The following is an 18,240-nucleotide window of genomic DNA, read 5'->3' on the forward strand; positions in this document are numbered from 1 at the left end:
ATTGTATGTCAACAAAATGACTGAGTGTTAATAACGCAATTCAGGTGGGATATCTGGATTTTGATCAATTGGTTGCGGTTTGCTGCCTTTACCCTGTTCATACATGTCTAATTGATAAACGTAGGCAAGCACTTGCGCCACAGCTACAAATAGTTGTTCTGGTATTTCTTGGTTAATATCAGTGGTGTAATAAATAGAACGCGTTAGCATTGGTGTTTCAATCATTGGCACTTCACGTTCTTTTGCTATTTTTCTAATATGCATGGCTATTAAGTCTGCGCCTTTTGCAACAACAAACGGTGCATTTGATTTTTCTGTATCGTACTTAATAGCAACAGAATAGTGCGTTGGGTTTGTTACTACGACATCAGCCGTAGGTACTTCAGCCATCATACGGCGTTGCGATATTTCCCGTTGGGTTTGACGGATTCGACCTTTTATTTCAGGGTTACCCTCAGTACTTTTGTATTCGTCTTTGATTTCTTGTTTGGTCATTTTTAATTGCTTGTTGTGATTCCACTTTTGAAACGGTACATCAACAATAGAAATAACAATTGTAGAACAACACAAGCCTAAAAATATCCATGCTAACAGTTCACTGGCATCGTACGTGTTTCCTGGCAAGTCTTCTAAACTCAAATACAATATATCGAGCAAAAAAGTATTAATGAGTAAAATTGCCACAGACGCTACAACAGCAACTTTTAATATCGACTTTATTAACTCAACAGCTGCTTGCGGACCAAACATGCGCTTAAAGCCTTTTAATGGCGACATCTTAGAGAGCTTGGGAGCCATAGCTTCCCAACTAAAATTAATGCCCCCCAACAGACTATTTGAAACAAATGCCGCAACTAAAATAAGTGCAAATATACCAACTAGTGGCCCAGCAATATGCATGATCACATCGCCAAATACGGTAAACATCTTAGTTGGATCAAAAGCATCGTCTCTGTCTAACGAAAATTGGCTAGACATAACTTCAAGTAGCTTTTTCCCCAGCGTGTCACCAAACATCAACATAGCCGCAGCACTTGCCACCAGCACACCTGTTGTACCTAGCTCTTTAGAACGCGCAATTTGACCTTTTTTTCGAGCGTCTTCGAGACGCTTGGCCGTGGGTTCTTCTGTTTTTTCTTGATCTGATTCTTCTGCCATATTGCTCTACTTTAACAGCCAATCAAGGTACACATCATTTCAATAGACCGCTGCCAATTTTTATCAAAATGAAAGACAAAATTCTCTAATGTTAACCACATTACAATCAAACCAGACATCATGGTGAATGGGAAACCAATTGAAAATATATTAAGTTGCGGCGCAGCACGAGTCATAATGCCAAAACTTAAATTGATCACCAGCATAGCGATTAAAGGCGCTAATGCCAGTATTAATGCAGCTGCAAACATCCAGCCGCCAAATAACACCAAATCATAGAATTTACCTGTAGCAAACCAAACATCTGAAATGGGTAACACGTAGAAACTCTTAACAACCATTTGCATCATGGCTAAATGACCATCAATGGACCAAAACATTAAAGTAGATAGTATCAAATAGAATTGACCAACGGCGGGAACACTCAAACCGTTTGTAGGGTCAACCATAGATGCAAAACCTAAACCTGACTGCATCGCGATTGCTTGACCCGCAACAACAAAAACCTGGAGAAACACGACGGAAACAAATCCAATTGCACTACCAATCATGATTTGTTGAAAAACTCTAATGCCCATTTCAAATGAAAATAAATTTGTAAACGTAGACGGAGGCAACACTGGCATTACCATGATCGTAAACGCGACTGCATAAGCGGTTTTTATTGGACCAGGTATTGTCTTACCACCAATGGCTATCATTATCATCATCATGGCTGAGATACGAGCAAATGGGAGCAGTAAGTCTGCCTGGTATTGCATGATTTGTTGCAGCAAGGCATCCATGATGTTGGTTAGCCTATAATCGACGGTATTCGTTCAACGAGTTGCCAAGTAAAGTCCATAATCATCGCCGTTATCCAATGCCCAGCCATCATCAAGGCAAGCAAAGTAACAATAAGTCGTGGCAAAAAACTAAGCGTTTGTTCATTGATTGATGTAGCAGCCTGAAATACCGCCACGATCAAACCAACAATTAAACCTGGTACAACCATTATGGCGACCAAAATAATGATTAACCAAAGAGCTTCCCTAAGAATGTCTACAAATACTTCAGGTGTCATAAGTATTCCCCCTAAGTTCCAAGACCAAAGCTTTTTGCCAAGGTGCCCATAACTAAGGTCCAGCCATCTACTAAAACAAACATCATGAGCTTAAATGGTAACGACACTATCATTGGCGATAGCATCATCATACCCATCGCCATCAGTACCGATGCAACAACTAAGTCTATTATCAAAAATGGTATAAAAAACATAAAGCCTATTTGAAAGGCCGTTTTTAATTCAGATGTTACAAAAGAAGGAATAATTACCGTTAAAGGTAGATCATCGGGGCTATCAACTTCTGTGTAACCGGCAATTTCAGCAAAGGTTTCAAGGTCAGATATTCGAGTTTGAGCTAACATAAACTCTCGCATTGGCACTTTAGCTATATCATAGGCCTGTAATGAGGTAATTTCTTCGTTAAGGTAAGGTTCTACTGCATTTTGGTGGATTTCATCAAATACCGGCGCCATGATAAAAAAGCTCAGAAATAAAGACATGCCGACAAGCAACTGACTGTTTGGTGTTTGCTGCAAGCCTAAGGCTTGACGAAGAATAGCTAAAACAACAATGATACGAGTAAATGAGGTCATTAACATGACGATGGCAGGGATAAAACTCAACGCCGTCATCATAGCTAAGACTTGCAAAGTTATGCTGTACTCTTTGCTACCGTCGGGGTTGTCAGTGACGGTCACAGCAGAAATTGCCCCACTATCAGCCATTACATCTGGTACAAACGCCAATAGAAAGATAACAAAAATTGAGGCGAATACTTTCATAGACTCTGCAGGTCCTTTAAATAATTAGTTTTTTTTAGCTTTTGGAAGTCCATTGTTCAGCAATTCAGTTAATTTGTTAAGTAATTTATTATCGGGAACCGAAAAGCTAGTTGGCGTTATATTTTCATCGAGCTTAAATAAAGTGTTCACACTATTAGGTGTAACCCCAATAGCATACTGTTGATTTTGAATTTCAATAATGACAATACGCTCTCTTCCGCCCAGTGATAGGCTGGTAATCGTTTTCATGTGATTACTTTGATGAGGCGTTAGATTAAACTTTTTAGCAACCCAAGCCGTTAGATAGATAACAACAACAATGGCTATTAATGCCATTAACATAGGAAGCAAGGCACCGTCAGTGGGCGAACTTAAGTTTGGATTAGAGGCCACGGAGGACTTACCTGTGGTAGCTGCGGTGGCAGACCAACAACTACTAACAAGCAGTCCCGTTAGGACTTTATTAGCGGAGCTTTTTAATTCTTTCAATTTGGCTGATCACATCTGTTAAACGAATACCAAATTTATCATTGACCACAACCACTTCACCATGTGCGATTAGCGTACCATTTACTAGTACATCTAGCGGCTCACCGGCAACGCGATCAAGCTCAACAACAGAGCCTTGGTTTAGCTGTAATAAATTACGAATGCTGATTTTACTGCGACCCACTTCCATCGAAATGTTTACAGGAATATCAAGTATCGTTTCTAATTTACCCGACTCTTCTTCATTCAATTTACCACTTGTATCGGTAAGCTCATCGAGTTCGGCAGGCTGAACATCATCACCTTCAGCTTCAGCTAACGCTGCTGCCCATTCGTCCATAGTATCTTGGTCTTCACTCATAACTTATGCCCTTGTGTTTTTCTGCTACCACTTAAAGCTCTAAATCGTCTTCAAGTGCTAATAATTCTGAGTCGTCATCTAAGCGACGGCCACCTTTAGTCAATACGTTCATTTCTGACTTAGCCGATTCTGGTCGTTTTATTTTTTCTGCAATTTGCAGTGCTACATTATCTCTACAGCGACCTAACTTAGCGCGATAGGTTGGTAACTCTTCAATGAATACGGTAATGAACTCTGGCATTTCAATAGGAATAATATCGCCATCTTTAAGATCCATTACTTGATGAAGAGGCAGTTGCATTTCGAGTAATTGCGTATGCAAGTCAACATGAACATCCATTATTTCATCGCGCAGCGCTTTACTCCAACGATAATCAGTATCTTCACGGTCACTTTGAACACCAGCATCGAGTAATTCTCTAATCGGCTCTAACATTGAATATGGTAAAGCAACATGGAAGTCACCGCCGCCACCATCTAGCTCAATATGAAACGAGCTAATGACAATAACTTCTGTTGGCGACACTATGTTTGCCATTGCCGGGTTTACTTCTGAATCCAAATATTCAAAAGATACATCCATTACTGGGGACCAGGCTTCTTTATAATCTTCAAAAATCAACTTGAGGAGCATTTGTATAATACGACGCTCGGTAGGCGTAAATTCGCGTCCTTCAATTTTTGCATGGTAACGACCATCACCACCAAAGAAGTTGTCCACTAAAATGAAGACAAGTCGCGCCTCCATTGTAATTAACCCAGTTCCCTTTAAAGGACGAAAACGAACCATATTTAAGCTTGTTGGTACAAATAGCGTATGTATGTACTCACCAAACTTGATCATTTGTACACCATTTATTGACACTTCTGCAGTGCGGCGCATCATGTTGAACAGACTGATTCGCATATGTCGAGCAAAGCGTTCGTTAACCAACTCAAGTGTTGGCATACGACCTCGGACAATTCTATCTTGCGAAGAAAAGTCATAGTCGGACATGCCACGGCCACCGCCGCTATCCTCATCTATCTCTTCTTCTTCAACGTCATCGACACCGTGGAGTAGCGCGTCAATTTCGTCTTGTGACAGTAAATCAGTCATAGTTTTCTCTTAATTAAATTAGCTTTGTTTCGCTATTGCATAACAAAACCGGTGAATAATACTTCTTCAACAATTTTTGAACCGGCAACATCAATAACAGACTTCTGCACTTCTTGTGCCGCTTTTAACTTTAATGCATCTTTTCCGGCAGCCGTAGCAAGTGCATCAGCATTGCCTGTACTAAATGCTTTTAGTAACGCACCTTCAATTAATGGAATATGCTTTTGGGCAAGTTCTTCATTATTGTCGCCACGTACCATTAACTGAACTTTTATTTGAACAAGTCTATCTCGCGATGTGCCCGGTACGTTAAACGTGAATGGACGAGGCATAGTGACATATTTTGCCGTTCCTACTTCAACAGGTTTCTCTTCTTTTGGCGTACCTTCAGTTTGCTCGGTTGCAGCTTCATCAACAGGGGCATCATCCCCACCTAACAGAAAAAAAGCAGCTGCAGCGCCAACAACTATCACAACAACAGCAATAATGATTAATTTCATTTTGCCGCCTTTACCACCTTCCTCTTCTAGCGTTAACTCTTCGTTTTCATCTGCCATTGTTAAGTTCCAACTGTAATTGTTTCCGACCTTTATATGTTATTGTCGATTGCCTGTTTTAGCAAACAATATGCTTGTCACAGTCAAAATTACACAAATAAATTTCGCTAATCGATGTATTTACATACAACAAAAGTTCTAATACCTAATTATGCGTAGTAGTCCACCTTCCAAGGTGAGGCGATATTGTAATTCTGTTGGTTAGTTTTATCGTCGGATACGTCTTCTTCACCGTCAGAACCTGCGCTATTGGCTTGACCTAATTCTGCTGATTGAGCGTCCGTTTCGGTGTCATTTTGGCCATTGGAGTTGTCTTTTTTTACATTACTATCCGCTAATTGCATGCCTTGTTGTTCAAGGAGCTCTCGTAACCTAGGTATACTATTTTCCAGTGCATCTTTAGCTTGTTGGTTAGACACAACAAAACTCACCGACGCTTGCTCGGTTCCTAAGCTTAATTTGATTTGCATGCTTCCAAGTTCAGGTGGGTCAAGTCGAATATCAATAGACTTCATATTTCTCGCCATCATTAAGCCAACTTGTTGCTGAATATTGGATGCTAATTCTTGTTTGTTAAATAAGATATTCTCTTTGATCATTAATTCGCTTTTAGCTTGCGCAACGCTCTCTAACTTTGGTGCCTGAAGTGTTTTATCGAGCTGTACACCTAACACATCTACCAGGTCAGCTTTTGCTCTTACGTCAGTAACTTGTGACGAAACCAAACTAGGTTCGCTAGCTGCGATCATTTTTGAAAAGCGAGACTGTTCAAAGTCTAATTCATTAAGCTGCCCTAATTCGCTAGCCACTGATAAAGCTTGTAATTGATTTGGATCCGCTTGAAGTTGTGCAAAACTTGCATTAATTGCGTGGCCATTAGTAAATTGAGCGCTGGTTGCTGTATTTAATAATGCATTAACCTGGCTTGCTTTAAATGGTGTATTAATTGCAGTTTGCAATGCCCCTTTTGTAACACTGTCAGGTGCGATATTCATCGTCATTACTGCAGCTTGTTGCAATTGCTCTTGATCTAGTGATGTATTTAAATTAGTTACATTAACGCCATCTAATAAAGCCTGCGCCTTTGCAATAAGTGCTGCGTCCATGGCTTTTTGATCTTTTAACGTAGCACCCATAACTGTACTTGGTTGAAGCTCGGTTGTGTCTGTATCTGTATCTGCGTTGTTTTGGTTATCAGATTTAACTTGCGACATTAAGTTGTTTAACCAATTTAATGGTTGCATAGTTTCACTTTCAACTTCGCCTTGGTCCGTCGACTTTGATAGTGTTTCATTGCCTAAAATAAGCTTCTTTAAAAAGTCTCCTAACCGATCTTGTGCCGAGTTAAATTCAAGACCTTGGGCTGTGTCATTGACGCTCTGTGGAGTCTTTAATTCAGTACTCTCAAAAATAGCGTCTGTCGCCTCTAGTGTGGTTTTATCAATTTGGTTTGATGTATCTTCGCTATTAATAATGTCAGAGAAACGGGCAAGTAATTGCTTAAGTTGTAGTTGTAGATCCTGTGATAACTGTTCGATATCAGGTAATGCTTGCAATTGTTTAACTAGGGTTGCGAGCTCAGAATTACTTGATTGAGTAAGCAACTTATCAAACAACTCAGAGTCTTTAGCAACTAATGGATCAGATGTTGATTGAGAAGCTTCGTCGCCAGTCCCTTGAATCAAAGAATTCAATAGCTGATTTAGTTTTTGTACAAGCTCTTTGCCAGAATATTTAGTAGCCAATTCCTGTAAAACTTCATTTGCTTTTTCGTCTTTTTGTAACGATGACATTGCTACCGTAAGCTTATCTTTGTCACCTTCATTTAAGTGTTTTTTGCTATTTGACGAACGAGTCTCACCAGGCTCGATGCCCGAATTCGCTCGCTTATCATTATCTGCAATATTTCGATCTTTGTTTGCTGTAACTTTGTCATTATTTGAATAGTCGGTTTTAGCGTTAGCTGAGACATCATTGTCCCGTGAGTTTCGATCTCTCACATTCTCAACTTGATTCTGCTCTCTTTTATAAGCTTGATGTTCTTCTAATTGGCGTTGCTTTTGCCGCCTATTAATTGCCACCATGGCACTATCAAAATCTTGCCTCGTATCGTTAGATTTAGACTCATACTGATTTCTTTTAACACTCACGTCTCGCTCTACAGGCTTTGTAGGTAAAGGCTCTGGTAAAATTCTGTGTTGTTGTAGCATGATTGCTCCTAACCAATATTCGGCATCAAAGTCACTTAATTATTGATTTACTATTCAAGGATCGTTCCAATCTGGAAGAAAGCCATTTTATTTAATTGAACATGAGGGTGGTAAAGGAAGTGCTAAATCGCCAACTTACGGCGTATATATTGCTGAGATGCGAACTCATCTGACTGATTTTGTTCGTACTTATCAATACGCTGCTGTCTTTCTAGGGCTTTTTTTGTAAGTAAAGTATCTACGGCTTTTACTTTATTTTTTTGCGCAAACCATTCTTGTTTACGTTGTTCAACCACTTGCTTTGCGATATCTACAACGTTCGCTTGCGCGCTAATGCCTTGGTCTAATTGCACTATAAAGCGCTGATAATGTTGATAGCTAGCGCCACCAATACCCGTTACACCTCGTTCTTGCATACGCTTCAAATAATCTAATTTATAAGATTGTACTTCTCGAAGTTTAGCTTCATTCGATTGCAAGTAAGACTGAGCCGACTGCATCGCTGTTATAGCTTGCTGTTCTTTATCAGATTCTATTTTTTTTAAAACTAAAAGTTGGTTATCGTCTTTGCTCATACATAAACTCCATTATGGCATTTCATTAGTTAGCGCTTGAAGCTGCATTAACGATTGATCATAAGGATATATATCAGACATTTTTTGCTGTAAATAAGCATCTATGACGGGCTTGAGTTGAATTGCTTTATCAACAACTGGATTGCTACCAGATGCATAAGCCCCGATTGAAATGAGATCTTTATTTTGCTCGTAAGCTGATAGGTATTTTTTAAAGCGAAGCGCCATTTGCAAATGTTCAGGTGATGTTACCTGTGGCATCACACGGCTTATGGATTTAGTTACATCTATTGCCGGATAGTGCCCTGCATCGGCTAAGTCTCGAGACAACACAATATGACCATCTAAAATCGCACGAGAGGCGTCGGCAATCGGATCTTGTAGATCATCTCCCTCTGATAACACAGTATAAAATGCCGTTATTGAACCTTGTCCGTCACCGCCGTTACCTGCTCGCTCTACCAATGCCGGTAACTTGGCAAATACCGATGCCGGGTAACCTTTTGTTGCAGGTGGCTCACCAATTGCCAAAGCAATTTCTCGCTGGGCTTGAGCATATCGAGTGATTGAGTCGATAAGCAGTAGTACATTTAAACCCTGATCTCTAAAGTACTCAGCCACCTGAGTTGCAGTTTCACAACCCTTTAACCGACGAATAGGTGCCATATCCGCAGGTGCAGCGACAACGACGGCTCTTTGCCTGCCTTCTTCACCTAAAATTTCATCAATGAATTCTTTTACTTCTCGACCACGCTCGCCTATCAAACCGACGACCACTACATCAGCAGTTGTCCCCTTTGTCATCATGCCTAGCAATACGGACTTACCTACACCAGAGCCTGCAAATAAACCCATACGCTGGCCTTGACCAACCGTCAAAATACCATTAATTGCTTTTACTCCGACATCGATAGAAGATTTAATCGGTCGTCTGGATAATGGGTTAATTGGCTTAGATTTATGATTTGCATCTGCATCAGCTTCTATTGGGCCTAAACCGTCAAGTGGCTGACCTGCCGGATCTATAACACGTCCAAGCAACGATAAAGACAATGGTAACTTTTGACTGCGACTGGATGTAGTAACTCGACCTCGTGGGACGATGCCTTCAACTTGGTCTGTTGGCATTAAGAATATTTTATCGTTTTCAAAACCGACAACCTCCGCGTCCACTTCGCCAGTCATCGTCTGAATTCGACAATGTCCGCCTAATGGCACGGATACGCCAACCGCTTCGAGTGTTAAACCATTAACCTTAGTTAATCGTCCTGATACCTCAGGGACCGCATCTTTAACACGTCGCTGGGCTTTAATGATTTTCTCTGAAAGTGATGTCATTATGAGTCCTGCTGTGGATCAATTGCATCTGCGTTGTCAGAATCATTTTGCTTTTGCTGTTCGGCCTGATGTGTTGGCTCTGTTTCTGGAATATTTGTATCAAGGTTGTTTTCATCTAAACTTACGGCCTGACCCACAGATGGACCTTTGTTCGTTTCAGATTGCAAGCCCATGTCTTCAATAAAATCATCGAACGTCTGTTTAATGCGTTGTTCCAGTGTTCGATCTATCAAAGAGTTCGGGGTTGCAACAATCACATCACCAATGTTGAAATGTGCTTCAGGCTTAAGAATCCACTTTTGTTCTGCTAACTCGGCTTCTGAATACTGCTCTTGAATCAACGCTAAATCATCCGGATGCATGTGTATTTCAGCAAATTCGGTATTAAAAGGTAAAGCTGCAACAGATTCGTGTAACGCCGCTAAAAGGCTGTCTTTGTTCGACTTGATTTCGGTTCTAAGTACTGACTCGGCGAGCATGACAGCCAAATTTAATAATTGCTGTTCAGTAGACTTATCAACACGCTCAATTGGATTATATAACTGCTGAAGTAAACTTTCCCAACGAGCTAACTGCTGTTTAATATCTTCTGAACCCTCTTCTTTACCCGCTTCAAAACCGTCTTTATGACCTAATTCAAGACCTTCCTCTTTACCTTGAGCCAAGCCTTCTTCATAACCTTTTTCTATACCTGCCTGACGCCCTTCTGCAAATCCCTCTTCAAACGCTTGTTGGCGAATGGTTTCAATTTCAGCCGCAGTAAGTTGTGGCACTTCTTCTGCTTCAGGTTCAATTAATTGAGGCTTAGCTTTATATAGCTCCTCAATAGGTACGCCTAAAAAATTTGTTTTACCTACCACGGTTGCTTTTTTTGACGCACTAACATCAGGCGCGGCCCATTCCTCAAGGATTTCTAACATTTCTCGAGTTGGCGTTATCGGTTTATTAGTCAATTTTTCAGTCACAATTTACTCACTTAGACTTTTTAAAATGAAGACTTACAAGAAGTCTTCACCACCACCACCGCCTAACATAATTTCACCCGCGTCTGCTAAACGACGAGCGATAGCTAAGATTTCTTTCTGCGCTGTTTCAACTTCCGAAACTCGAATTGGTGGCATCGCCTCCAAATCATCTGCCATCATATCGGCAGCACGTTTCGACATGTTCTTTAAGATCTTCTCTTTTAATGCGTCGTCCGCACCTTTAATTGCTTTCATTAATGAGTCTTGTTGTACTTCACGAAGTATTGCCTGAATCGCTCGGTCATCTACATCAATTAAGTTATCAAATACAAACATAAGATCTTGAATTTGTTGTGCCATTTCTTCGTCATGCTCACGCATAGCATCCATCAATTGACCTTCGATATTGGTATCTAAGAAGTTCATGATTTCTGCTGCCGCTTTTAAGCCGCCCATTTTCGCTGCTTGAGCACCTGCTTGTCCGGCAAACTGTTTCTCCATGATTTCATTTAATTCTTGAAGTGCTGCTGGTTGAACTTCTTCAAGGTTGGCAATTCGCATAGTTAAATCAATTCGAACCTTGTCAGAGAATTGACTCAATATCTCCGCCGATTGATCTGGTGCTAAATAAGCCAAAACAATGGTTTGGATTTGAGGGTGTTCGTTTCGAATAATGTTCGCAACTTGCTTGGAGTCCATCCACTTTAAGGAATCAAGACCTTTCGCTCCGCCACCTAAGATTATTTGATCTAGAAGCGTTGCAGCTTTATCTTCACCTAATGCGGCAGTTAACGCTTTCTTAATAAAGTCTTCAGATTGGAAGCCAATCGTACTGTAATCCTGAATTTGTTCGATAAACAAACTATGAACGGCGGATATCTTGTCTTGGCTTAAATCATCTAGCTGCGCCATTGCGATACCCACTTTTTGTACCTGTTTAGGTTCTAAGTGTTTAAGTATCTGTGCGGCGTCTTCTTCTGATAAGCTTAATAAAAGGATGGCGGCTTTCTCAACGCCTTCAAGCTTCTCTACATCAAACGCCGGTTTACCAGCTGGTTTTGTGTTTTCTGCTGCTACGACATCATTCATCTTCTAATAACCACCCTTTAACTACTTGCGACGACAATTCTGGTTCATTTGCTACTAATGCTCTAACTGCTTTCAGCAAGTCTTCATCACCATGTAAGTCTGGTAATTGTAGCGTTCCGTCGGCCGCAAAGCCTATGTCTTTCTCATCAAATTCTGTATTAAGCATATCTAATGCTTCATCACCTAAGTCTACACCACCGAGAGCATCTTCTTCATATTTATCGGTTGTATCTTCTGGACTAATCAACTTGTTCAATAATGGACGAACTAAGAAGATAATAAGAACAATGATAACAAGCATAGCCGCAACCGTTTTTATCATTGGCTGGAACCACTCTTGTAAATAAATAGGCACATCTTCTGTTGACAGTGCATCGACCTTATTAAATGGAATTGTTACTACCTCAAGCGTATCACCGCGGTTTAGGTCAAAGCCGATACCGCCTTGCAGTAATCGACGAATGTTAACCAGTGCCTGTTGTGAACGAGGCGTTTTTTGAATCGTACCGTCTTCTGCTGTTGTAACAATGTAATCGACAGCAACCGATACGCTCAGTCTACGTACCACGCCTGTTTGATTTTGCTTGTGGCTAATTGTCTGATCTAATTCGTAATTTCTTGTTTGTTCTTTGTGAGAACGGCCAGTTGCACCACGATTTCTCGCATTACCAGCTTCTTCTGGAATATCAGACTCTAATGGTGGCTGATTTGATAATGCACCTGGAATGCCAACAGGCCCGCTACCAGTTTGGTTTTCTTCAATCAAAAATTCACTTCTAATCGCTGGTAAGTCAGGGTTGTAAGTTTTTTGTGTTTCTTGAACCTGCGTGAAGTCCATTGTTACATCAACCTGCGCGGTATAGTTTTCCATCCCGATGACAGGAGATAAAATTGAATTGATTTTTTGTAAGTATTCATCTTCACGTTTTTGCTCAATTTCAAATTGTTTACGTGAAAGAGCAGAAAGTGAATTTTGTGAACCAGAGTTTAGTAGACGTCCATTTTGGTCGGTCACTGTGACACGCGATGTAGATAAACCTTGAACCGCTGATGCAACTATATCCACGATACTGTCTATTTCTTCGGTCTTTAACATGCGTCCGCGCTGTAAAGTTACAACAACGGTGGCCGAAGGCTGTTTAGTGTGACGAGCAAAGATGTTTTCTTTTGGTATTGCCAGTAACACTCGAGCACGTCCTACTGAGTTTAGCTCTTCAATCGTTCTCGCCAATTGCTGCTCTCGGCTATGCTTAAGTCGCTCTGTTTCCATACGCTGACTAACACCAAACCCAGTGTCTTGCATTAAAATTTCAGAACCTTCTGACGGCGCTTGAGAAAGACCACCACGGGCCAAAGACAATTTAATATCTTGATAAGCATCAGCTGGCACTAAAATAGTATTTTGCTCTAATTTATATTCAACTTTTTGAGCATCAAGGAAATCTAGTGTTTCGATAAGTTGTTCAGTATTAAACTGACCAAGCGGGCGAAGCTCAGGCTCTCGAGACCACATAAAAATGAAAATCGTAATCGCAATACAAATTACTAACGCTAATATCAACGCACCTTGGCGTAATAAGTCGGCGCTTGATGCTGCGCTTAAAAAACCAGACTTTTGCTCTTCAACGTTATCCATATCGCCGTTTAGCGATACCATATCGTTAGAGACATCTTGTCCTGGTGTTGTCATTTGAGTAGTTAGTTCGTCTGCCACGTTAAACCCTTAATTCTATATTTAACTGCTGAATAAAGCCTAAACAGGCATGCTCATTATTGTTTTGTAGGCTTCAACAAGTTTGTTACGAACTTGAACCGTTGCTTCAAAAGCAATGCCTGCTTTTTGCGATGCAATCATTGTTTCAGCAAGAGAAACTGAGCGGTCGCCCATTTCTAATCGATTTTTTAACTCGCCCGATGTTTTTTGTAAGTCATTAACGTTATTAACGGCTTGCTCTAATAGCTCACCAAAATTAGCTGACGACGGGTTATTGACTTTTTGCGCCTGAGCAAAAGGATTGATCTCATTATTTGGACGAATTGTTTGGCTTGACGCTTGTGACGCCATGCTTTGTAACTCTGCATATAAGTTGTTAGCTTGAATGTTCATTATCGAGTCCTCTATTCAGGAGCATTTCTTTACTGAACTAGATAAAGCACGAATAATGCCAATTTATTATTATTAAAAATCAACAACTTAAATATTGTTTTGACGAGGATTCTATAGCTAGATAGTGACGGAGTTTTGACTATCACTGTTTTTTAGTGATTTTATGGCCTGATATCAAAGCATAAATTGAGACTACAACGTAAAAAAGCCCGCTAAACATTCATCATGTTAAGTAGCGGGCAAACTTAGATAGTCGGTTACGCAGGTACTTCAATACCTTGCTCACGCATTTTTGCAAGTTTGTAGCGTAAGGTTCTAGGACTAATGCCTAACTTTTCAGCTACGTCTTTTCGTTTACCATGGCAGGCTTGCAATGCATCAAGAATAATTCGGTTCTCTTGATCGCGGATTTCCATTTTGAAGTCGCCACTGTCGTCAATTTGAGTTGTCGCCTGAATATTGGCTGCAATGTTATCAACAGCAAACTCTTCCACAAGTATATGCTCAGCTTCAATGGTATTGGCTGTACAAAGAATAAGTGCTCGTTGAATCACATTATCCAGCTCGCGAACATTACCAGGCCAATTATGTTGCATTAATTTATGCATAGCTCCGGCCCCAATTACCGGAATTTCTCTACCGGTTTCAATGCAGTAACGACTTAAAAGATGTTCTGCGATTGGTAGTAAGTCATCTTTGCGGGCGCTAAGTGGTAGCCACTTAATCGGAAATACGTTTAGGCGATAAAATAAATCTTCTCTAAACTTTCCTTCTTTAACGGCCGTCGCTAAATCTCGATTTGATGTTGCAAGCACTCGCACATCGAGTTTTACCGTTTTACGGCTGCCCAAACGTTCCACTTCACGCTCTTGTAAAACTCGAAGAAGTTTAGCCTGAAGGTTCAAGTCCATTTCAGTAATTTCATCGAGCAAAATAGTACCGTGTTGCGCTTGTTCAAACTTTCCAGGGCAAGCTTGTATTGCGCCGGTAAAGGCACCTTTTTCATAACCAAACAATGTTGCTTCAAGCATATTATCCGGAATAGCCGCACAGTTTATCGCAATAAAATCATGCTCTGAACGTGGCGATTGGTCATGTATATATCGCGCCATCACTTCTTTACCAGAGCCGCTAGGACCCGTGATCATTACCGATGCATCTGAAGCTGCAACTTTTGCGGCCAACTTTAAAAGCTCAATACTCTTTTTATCTGCCACAACTGGATCATGTCTATCGGTCTGTTTGACCGGAGCATAGCGACCGACCATATTTAACAGTACTTCTGGCGCAAATGGTTTAGCCATATAGTCGATAGCACCATATTTCATCGCTTCAACAGCATGGTCAATAGTTGCGTAAGCCGTCATCAATAAAAATGGTGTATTAGGGTATAGTTTTTTAACCGACTTCAATAAGTCTAAACCTGATAACCCGCCCATTTGAACGTCTGAAACGATTAAATCAATGACAGTTTCTTTTAGTTTTACCAAAGCTGTTTCCGCCGACTCGGCTTCCACAACAGAGTAACCTGCGATAGAGAGTGTATCGACTAACGCTTCTCGTAAACCTGAGTCGTCTTCAACAACTAATATTTGTGACTGGTTCATGCGATAACCTCCTGAGATACAGTTTCAACTGAATGCATTTCGTTTTGTGGTGCTAGTTTAATTGGCAAATAAATAGAGAATACGGCTCCGCCTGATAGTTTATTCTTCACAGCCACTTTGCCTTGATGAGCTTGCGCTACTGTTTTCACAACAGATAAGCCTAAACCGGTGCCCTGAGAGCGAGTTGTATAAAACGGCTCAAATATTTTATCAATTAAGCTAGCATCAATTCCTGGACCGTTGTCTTCAACAGAAATACATACTTGATTTGGGTTGTTTTCTACTCGACGCGCAGCTAAGTGAATATGAACGCCTTCCCCGACGACCTGTACAGCATTGTGAACTAAATTGGTAATAGCGCTGGCAAGACTTGTTTTATTAGCAAGCAATAAAATATCTGGCTCAGGTAATTCAACCGTCATTGTACCTACTGGCTGCACCATAGCTTCAGAGCTTTGATGAACATTAGTTAGTAGTTGTTGCAATGAGACTTGCTCTAGCACTTGATTTTCACCACTCTTAGCAAACATCAACATATCGTTAACCTGCTTCTCAAGGTCGGAAAGTCGAGATGACAATTTATTGACGAAGTTACTGCGCTGTTCTGATTTTAATCGATTGTTTGCTAAATTTGCCGAGTACAACATAGCGGCTGATAAAGGTGTACGTATTTGGTGCGCTAAACTTGCGACCATTCGTCCTAAGGCAGAAACGCGCTGTAAATGGCTGATACGTTCTTGTAATTGTCTGGTTTCCGTTAAGTCGGTCATTACAATAAGTTGGCCCGACTTAAGTGGCATAATTTCTAATTTAACGCGACGGCCATTAACTAAAGATACTTCGTGACCATCATCTTCGCGAGGTTTAAATGAACGCGCTATAACAGTACGCCATTTCTCGCCTTCGAGAGGTTCACCTAAAAGGGCTATTGCAAACTTATTCGCTTGTTGAACCATACCTTTATTGTCTAAAACGACGACACCATTTGGTAACACATCAACTAGGTGACTTAGATCGTCGTTTTGCTGGCGAAGTTCTTCGATTTGTTGTGTTGTTAACTTGTCAGTTGGTTTAGCCGCTGACACGTTTGGAGAATTAGCCGCCTCAGGCTCGGCAAAGCTGCGAAATTTAGACGTAAATGATGCTAATTTAATATTGGCATCGATAACGCGCTGCTCTGTAATTGCTGTAGATAATCTGGCTGACATAATACTGCCTCACTTGTGTTAATACACAGTGAATCAAACAACTATTATGCCAACTTTTTATCCTTTAAATTTCAATAACTTATAGTGCATTTTCGCAATAAAAATGGATTTACAATTTTTTGACAAAGATTATTCATCTTTATTTAAATCGTACTTTCTCATTTTTTCTACTAGTGTGGTGCGTCGCAGGGATAATTGCTCTGCAGCACGAGATACAACGTAATCACAGCTTTGCAGCGCCTGCTCAATAAGGTTCACTTCCAACTCTGCTAAAAACTCTTTCAGGTCAATACCCTCTTCTGGAAGCATCACTGTGGTTGGATCCGCTAATGAGGTTGCAGACATTACAAAGTCATCAGAATCGTCTTCATCTGATTCATCGTTAAACGCAAAAATATCATTTAATGCCTGACGTTCCATAATTTCATCTGGATACTCAGGAACAAATGGTGCTTCGTCGGTATAGCAGTATCTCTGCGGTAAGTCGTGCACATCAACCATTTGATTTGGAAACATAATTAATAAACGTTCAACTAAATTACCTAACTCGCGAACATTCCCTGGCCAAGCGTGTTGCTTTAAAGACTCTAATGCACGTTCGGTAAGGTTAAAACGGGCTTGATGCTGTTTTTCAAAACGAGCAATAAACTCTTGTATAAGTACTTCTAAGTCATCACGTCTGTCTTTTAATGATGGTGATTCAATTGGGAATACATTTAGTCTGTAGTACAAGTCTTCTCTAAACCGGTTTTCCTCGATCATCGTTTCCAAATTACGATGAGTCGCCGCAATAATTCTAACGTCAGCCTTAATAGGTTTGTTCCCACCGACTCTTTCGTAGGTGCGCTCTTGTATCACTCGCAGTAACTTAACTTGCATCTGCAGTGGCATATCACCTATTTCATCTAGAAATAATGTACCGCCTTGAGCTAATTCAAAACGACCTTTACGAGAGCTAATTGCTCCAGTAAACGCGCCTTTTTCATGACCAAACAATTCACTTTCAAGTAATTCACCTGGTATCGCACCACAGTTAACCGGAACGAATGGACCCTTAGCACGATTAGACAGCAAGTGAACATTTCTTGCGATGACTTCTTTACCAGTTCCTGAGTCGCCCAGGATAAGTACGTTGGCCTCTTTTTCAGCAACCTGTTTTATCAAAAAACGAATCGTTTGCATGGCATTTGTTTGGCCAATTAAACCATCAAACATGGAGCCGTCAGTTGAAGCATTTCTTTTTGGAATTAAACGCTTATATTCTTGGCAATCTCGAATTTGTTGAATAACGACTGGATATGCCAGTGGCTCGCTTAATAGGCCAATGACATTTTTCTTATCGAATAAGTATTTAAGTGTGTCGCCTAAGACGAGGAATGGCACCGCTGGCTGGGAGGCAACAATGCGCTCATGATCGCCTGATGATAAGGCACCTAAAACACAAGCTAAAACTGATTCTTCAGGCTGGCAGGCGTCTGATAAATTACTTTCCGTGACAAGCTCACAAGGTTCGCCAATAAAGTTGAGTAAGTTCGCAATCAATTGCGCCCTTTTCTCATTCTCATCGAGGATAATAATTTTACCTAGTCCGCCTTTCGCGACACTGTACTGTTCTTTAGCCATGTTCTATGAATACTATCTTATTGATTT

The 18,240-nt window shown here is 40.7% G+C and carries 18 protein-coding genes; all 18 read right to left on the reverse strand.

The window, feature by feature from the left end:
* Positions 1 to 27: 27 nt before the first annotated feature.
* The 18 genes from flhB to ACZ1GV_RS08870 all read right to left on the reverse strand — a co-directional run bounded on the left by flhB (position 28) and on the right by ACZ1GV_RS08870 (position 18,213).
* Entirely contained in the window at positions 28 to 1,158 is a 1,131-nt protein-coding gene (flhB, locus tag ACZ1GV_RS08785) for a flagellar biosynthesis protein FlhB (protein WP_472673838.1), read from the reverse strand.
* A gap of 11 nt (positions 1,159 to 1,169) precedes the next feature.
* The gene (gene fliR / locus ACZ1GV_RS08790) at positions 1,170 to 1,943 is read right to left on the reverse strand and encodes a flagellar biosynthetic protein FliR (protein WP_210562109.1); all 774 of its coding nucleotides are present in this window, start codon (positions 1,941 to 1,943) and stop codon (positions 1,170 to 1,172) included.
* Positions 1,944 to 1,951: 8 nt separating this feature from the next.
* On the reverse strand, positions 1,952 to 2,221 hold the full coding sequence (gene fliQ / locus ACZ1GV_RS08795) for a flagellar biosynthesis protein FliQ (protein WP_210562108.1): 270 nt from the start codon (positions 2,219 to 2,221) through the stop codon (positions 1,952 to 1,954).
* An 11-nt stretch (positions 2,222 to 2,232) separates the two neighbouring features.
* Entirely contained in the window at positions 2,233 to 2,985 is a 753-nt protein-coding gene (gene fliP, locus ACZ1GV_RS08800; RefSeq protein WP_472673839.1) for a flagellar type III secretion system pore protein FliP, read from the reverse strand.
* 24 nt (positions 2,986 to 3,009) lie between these two features.
* Entirely contained in the window at positions 3,010 to 3,378 is a 369-nt protein-coding gene (gene fliO, locus ACZ1GV_RS08805) for a flagellar biosynthetic protein FliO (RefSeq protein WP_210562106.1), read from the reverse strand.
* A 70-nt stretch (positions 3,379 to 3,448) separates the two neighbouring features.
* On the reverse strand, positions 3,449 to 3,835 hold the full coding sequence (gene fliN / locus ACZ1GV_RS08810) for a flagellar motor switch protein FliN (protein WP_210562105.1): 387 nt from the start codon (positions 3,833 to 3,835) through the stop codon (positions 3,449 to 3,451).
* 31 nt (positions 3,836 to 3,866) lie between these two features.
* The gene (gene fliM, locus ACZ1GV_RS08815; protein ID WP_472673840.1) at positions 3,867 to 4,934 is read right to left on the reverse strand and encodes a flagellar motor switch protein FliM; all 1,068 of its coding nucleotides are present in this window, start codon (positions 4,932 to 4,934) and stop codon (positions 3,867 to 3,869) included.
* A 32-nt stretch (positions 4,935 to 4,966) separates the two neighbouring features.
* Positions 4,967 to 5,491 (reverse strand): flagellar basal body-associated protein FliL, encoded by a 525-nt coding sequence (gene fliL / locus ACZ1GV_RS08820; RefSeq protein WP_472673841.1) that lies wholly within the window; start codon positions 5,489 to 5,491, stop codon positions 4,967 to 4,969.
* Between the two features lie 149 nt (positions 5,492 to 5,640).
* Positions 5,641 to 7,701: a flagellar hook-length control protein FliK gene (locus tag ACZ1GV_RS08825; protein ID WP_472673842.1), complete on the reverse strand. Its 2,061-nt coding sequence runs from the start codon at positions 7,699 to 7,701 to the stop codon at positions 5,641 to 5,643.
* Positions 7,702 to 7,823: 122 nt separating this feature from the next.
* Positions 7,824 to 8,276, reverse strand: a complete 453-nt coding sequence (gene fliJ / locus ACZ1GV_RS08830; protein ID WP_472673843.1) for a flagellar export protein FliJ — start codon at positions 8,274 to 8,276, stop codon at positions 7,824 to 7,826.
* A gap of 12 nt (positions 8,277 to 8,288) precedes the next feature.
* Positions 8,289 to 9,614 (reverse strand): flagellar protein export ATPase FliI, encoded by a 1,326-nt coding sequence (fliI, locus tag ACZ1GV_RS08835; protein WP_472673844.1) that lies wholly within the window; start codon positions 9,612 to 9,614, stop codon positions 8,289 to 8,291.
* Positions 9,614 to 10,579: a flagellar assembly protein FliH gene (fliH, locus tag ACZ1GV_RS08840; RefSeq protein ID WP_472673845.1), complete on the reverse strand. Its 966-nt coding sequence runs from the start codon at positions 10,577 to 10,579 to the stop codon at positions 9,614 to 9,616. Before fliH ends, fliI begins: the two co-directional genes overlap by 1 nt.
* A gap of 33 nt (positions 10,580 to 10,612) precedes the next feature.
* Positions 10,613 to 11,668 (reverse strand): flagellar motor switch protein FliG, encoded by a 1,056-nt coding sequence (fliG, locus tag ACZ1GV_RS08845; RefSeq protein ID WP_210562098.1) that lies wholly within the window; start codon positions 11,666 to 11,668, stop codon positions 10,613 to 10,615.
* The gene (gene fliF / locus ACZ1GV_RS08850) at positions 11,661 to 13,325 is read right to left on the reverse strand and encodes a flagellar basal-body MS-ring/collar protein FliF (RefSeq protein ID WP_472675880.1); all 1,665 of its coding nucleotides are present in this window, start codon (positions 13,323 to 13,325) and stop codon (positions 11,661 to 11,663) included. Before fliF ends, fliG begins: the two co-directional genes overlap by 8 nt.
* 96 nt (positions 13,326 to 13,421) lie before the next feature.
* Positions 13,422 to 13,775: a flagellar hook-basal body complex protein FliE gene (fliE, locus tag ACZ1GV_RS08855; protein WP_210562097.1), complete on the reverse strand. Its 354-nt coding sequence runs from the start codon at positions 13,773 to 13,775 to the stop codon at positions 13,422 to 13,424.
* Between the two features lie 257 nt (positions 13,776 to 14,032).
* Positions 14,033 to 15,382 carry a sigma-54-dependent transcriptional regulator gene (locus ACZ1GV_RS08860; protein WP_472673846.1) on the reverse strand — a complete coding sequence of 450 codons (1,350 nt, stop codon included), beginning with the start codon at positions 15,380 to 15,382 and terminating at the stop codon, positions 14,033 to 14,035.
* Positions 15,379 to 16,590 carry a sensor histidine kinase gene (locus tag ACZ1GV_RS08865; protein WP_472673847.1) on the reverse strand — a complete coding sequence of 404 codons (1,212 nt, stop codon included), beginning with the start codon at positions 16,588 to 16,590 and terminating at the stop codon, positions 15,379 to 15,381. Before ACZ1GV_RS08865 ends, ACZ1GV_RS08860 begins: the two co-directional genes overlap by 4 nt.
* A 129-nt stretch (positions 16,591 to 16,719) precedes the next feature.
* Positions 16,720 to 18,213 carry a sigma-54 interaction domain-containing protein gene (locus ACZ1GV_RS08870; RefSeq protein WP_472673848.1) on the reverse strand — a complete coding sequence of 498 codons (1,494 nt, stop codon included), beginning with the start codon at positions 18,211 to 18,213 and terminating at the stop codon, positions 16,720 to 16,722.
* Between the last annotated feature and the right edge of the window lie 27 nt (positions 18,214 to 18,240).

This window comes from Psychrosphaera sp. HA2-10 (assembly GCF_055693745.1).

Excerpts from the sequence above, each read along its gene's own strand:
- fliI (WP_472673844.1), bottom strand. The coding sequence starts at position 9,614 with ATGACATCACTTTCAGAGAAAATCATTAAAGCCCAGCGACGTGTTAAA.
- fliQ (WP_210562108.1), bottom strand. The coding sequence starts at position 2,221 with ATGACACCTGAAGTATTTGTAGACATTCTTAGGGAAGCTCTTTGGTTA.
- fliL (WP_472673841.1), bottom strand. The coding sequence starts at position 5,491 with ATGGCAGATGAAAACGAAGAGTTAACGCTAGAAGAGGAAGGTGGTAAA.
- ACZ1GV_RS08870 (WP_472673848.1), bottom strand. The coding sequence starts at position 18,213 with ATGGCTAAAGAACAGTACAGTGTCGCGAAAGGCGGACTAGGTAAAATT.
- fliE (WP_210562097.1), bottom strand. The coding sequence starts at position 13,775 with ATGAACATTCAAGCTAACAACTTATATGCAGAGTTACAAAGCATGGCG.
- fliG (WP_210562098.1), bottom strand. The coding sequence starts at position 11,668 with ATGAATGATGTCGTAGCAGCAGAAAACACAAAACCAGCTGGTAAACCG.
- fliJ (WP_472673843.1), bottom strand. The coding sequence starts at position 8,276 with ATGAGCAAAGACGATAACCAACTTTTAGTTTTAAAAAAAATAGAATCT.
- fliP (WP_472673839.1), bottom strand. The coding sequence starts at position 2,985 with ATGAAAGTATTCGCCTCAATTTTTGTTATCTTTCTATTGGCGTTTGTA.
- fliM (WP_472673840.1), bottom strand. The coding sequence starts at position 4,934 with ATGACTGATTTACTGTCACAAGACGAAATTGACGCGCTACTCCACGGT.
- ACZ1GV_RS08865 (WP_472673847.1), bottom strand. The coding sequence starts at position 16,590 with ATGTCAGCCAGATTATCTACAGCAATTACAGAGCAGCGCGTTATCGAT.
- fliF (WP_472675880.1), bottom strand. The coding sequence starts at position 13,325 with ATGGTATCGCTAAACGGCGATATGGATAACGTTGAAGAGCAAAAGTCT.
- fliN (WP_210562105.1), bottom strand. The coding sequence starts at position 3,835 with ATGAGTGAAGACCAAGATACTATGGACGAATGGGCAGCAGCGTTAGCT.
- ACZ1GV_RS08825 (WP_472673842.1), bottom strand. The coding sequence starts at position 7,701 with ATGCTACAACAACACAGAATTTTACCAGAGCCTTTACCTACAAAGCCT.
- flhB (WP_472673838.1), bottom strand. The coding sequence starts at position 1,158 with ATGGCAGAAGAATCAGATCAAGAAAAAACAGAAGAACCCACGGCCAAG.
- ACZ1GV_RS08860 (WP_472673846.1), bottom strand. The coding sequence starts at position 15,382 with ATGAACCAGTCACAAATATTAGTTGTTGAAGACGACTCAGGTTTACGA.
- fliR (WP_210562109.1), bottom strand. The coding sequence starts at position 1,943 with ATGGATGCCTTGCTGCAACAAATCATGCAATACCAGGCAGACTTACTG.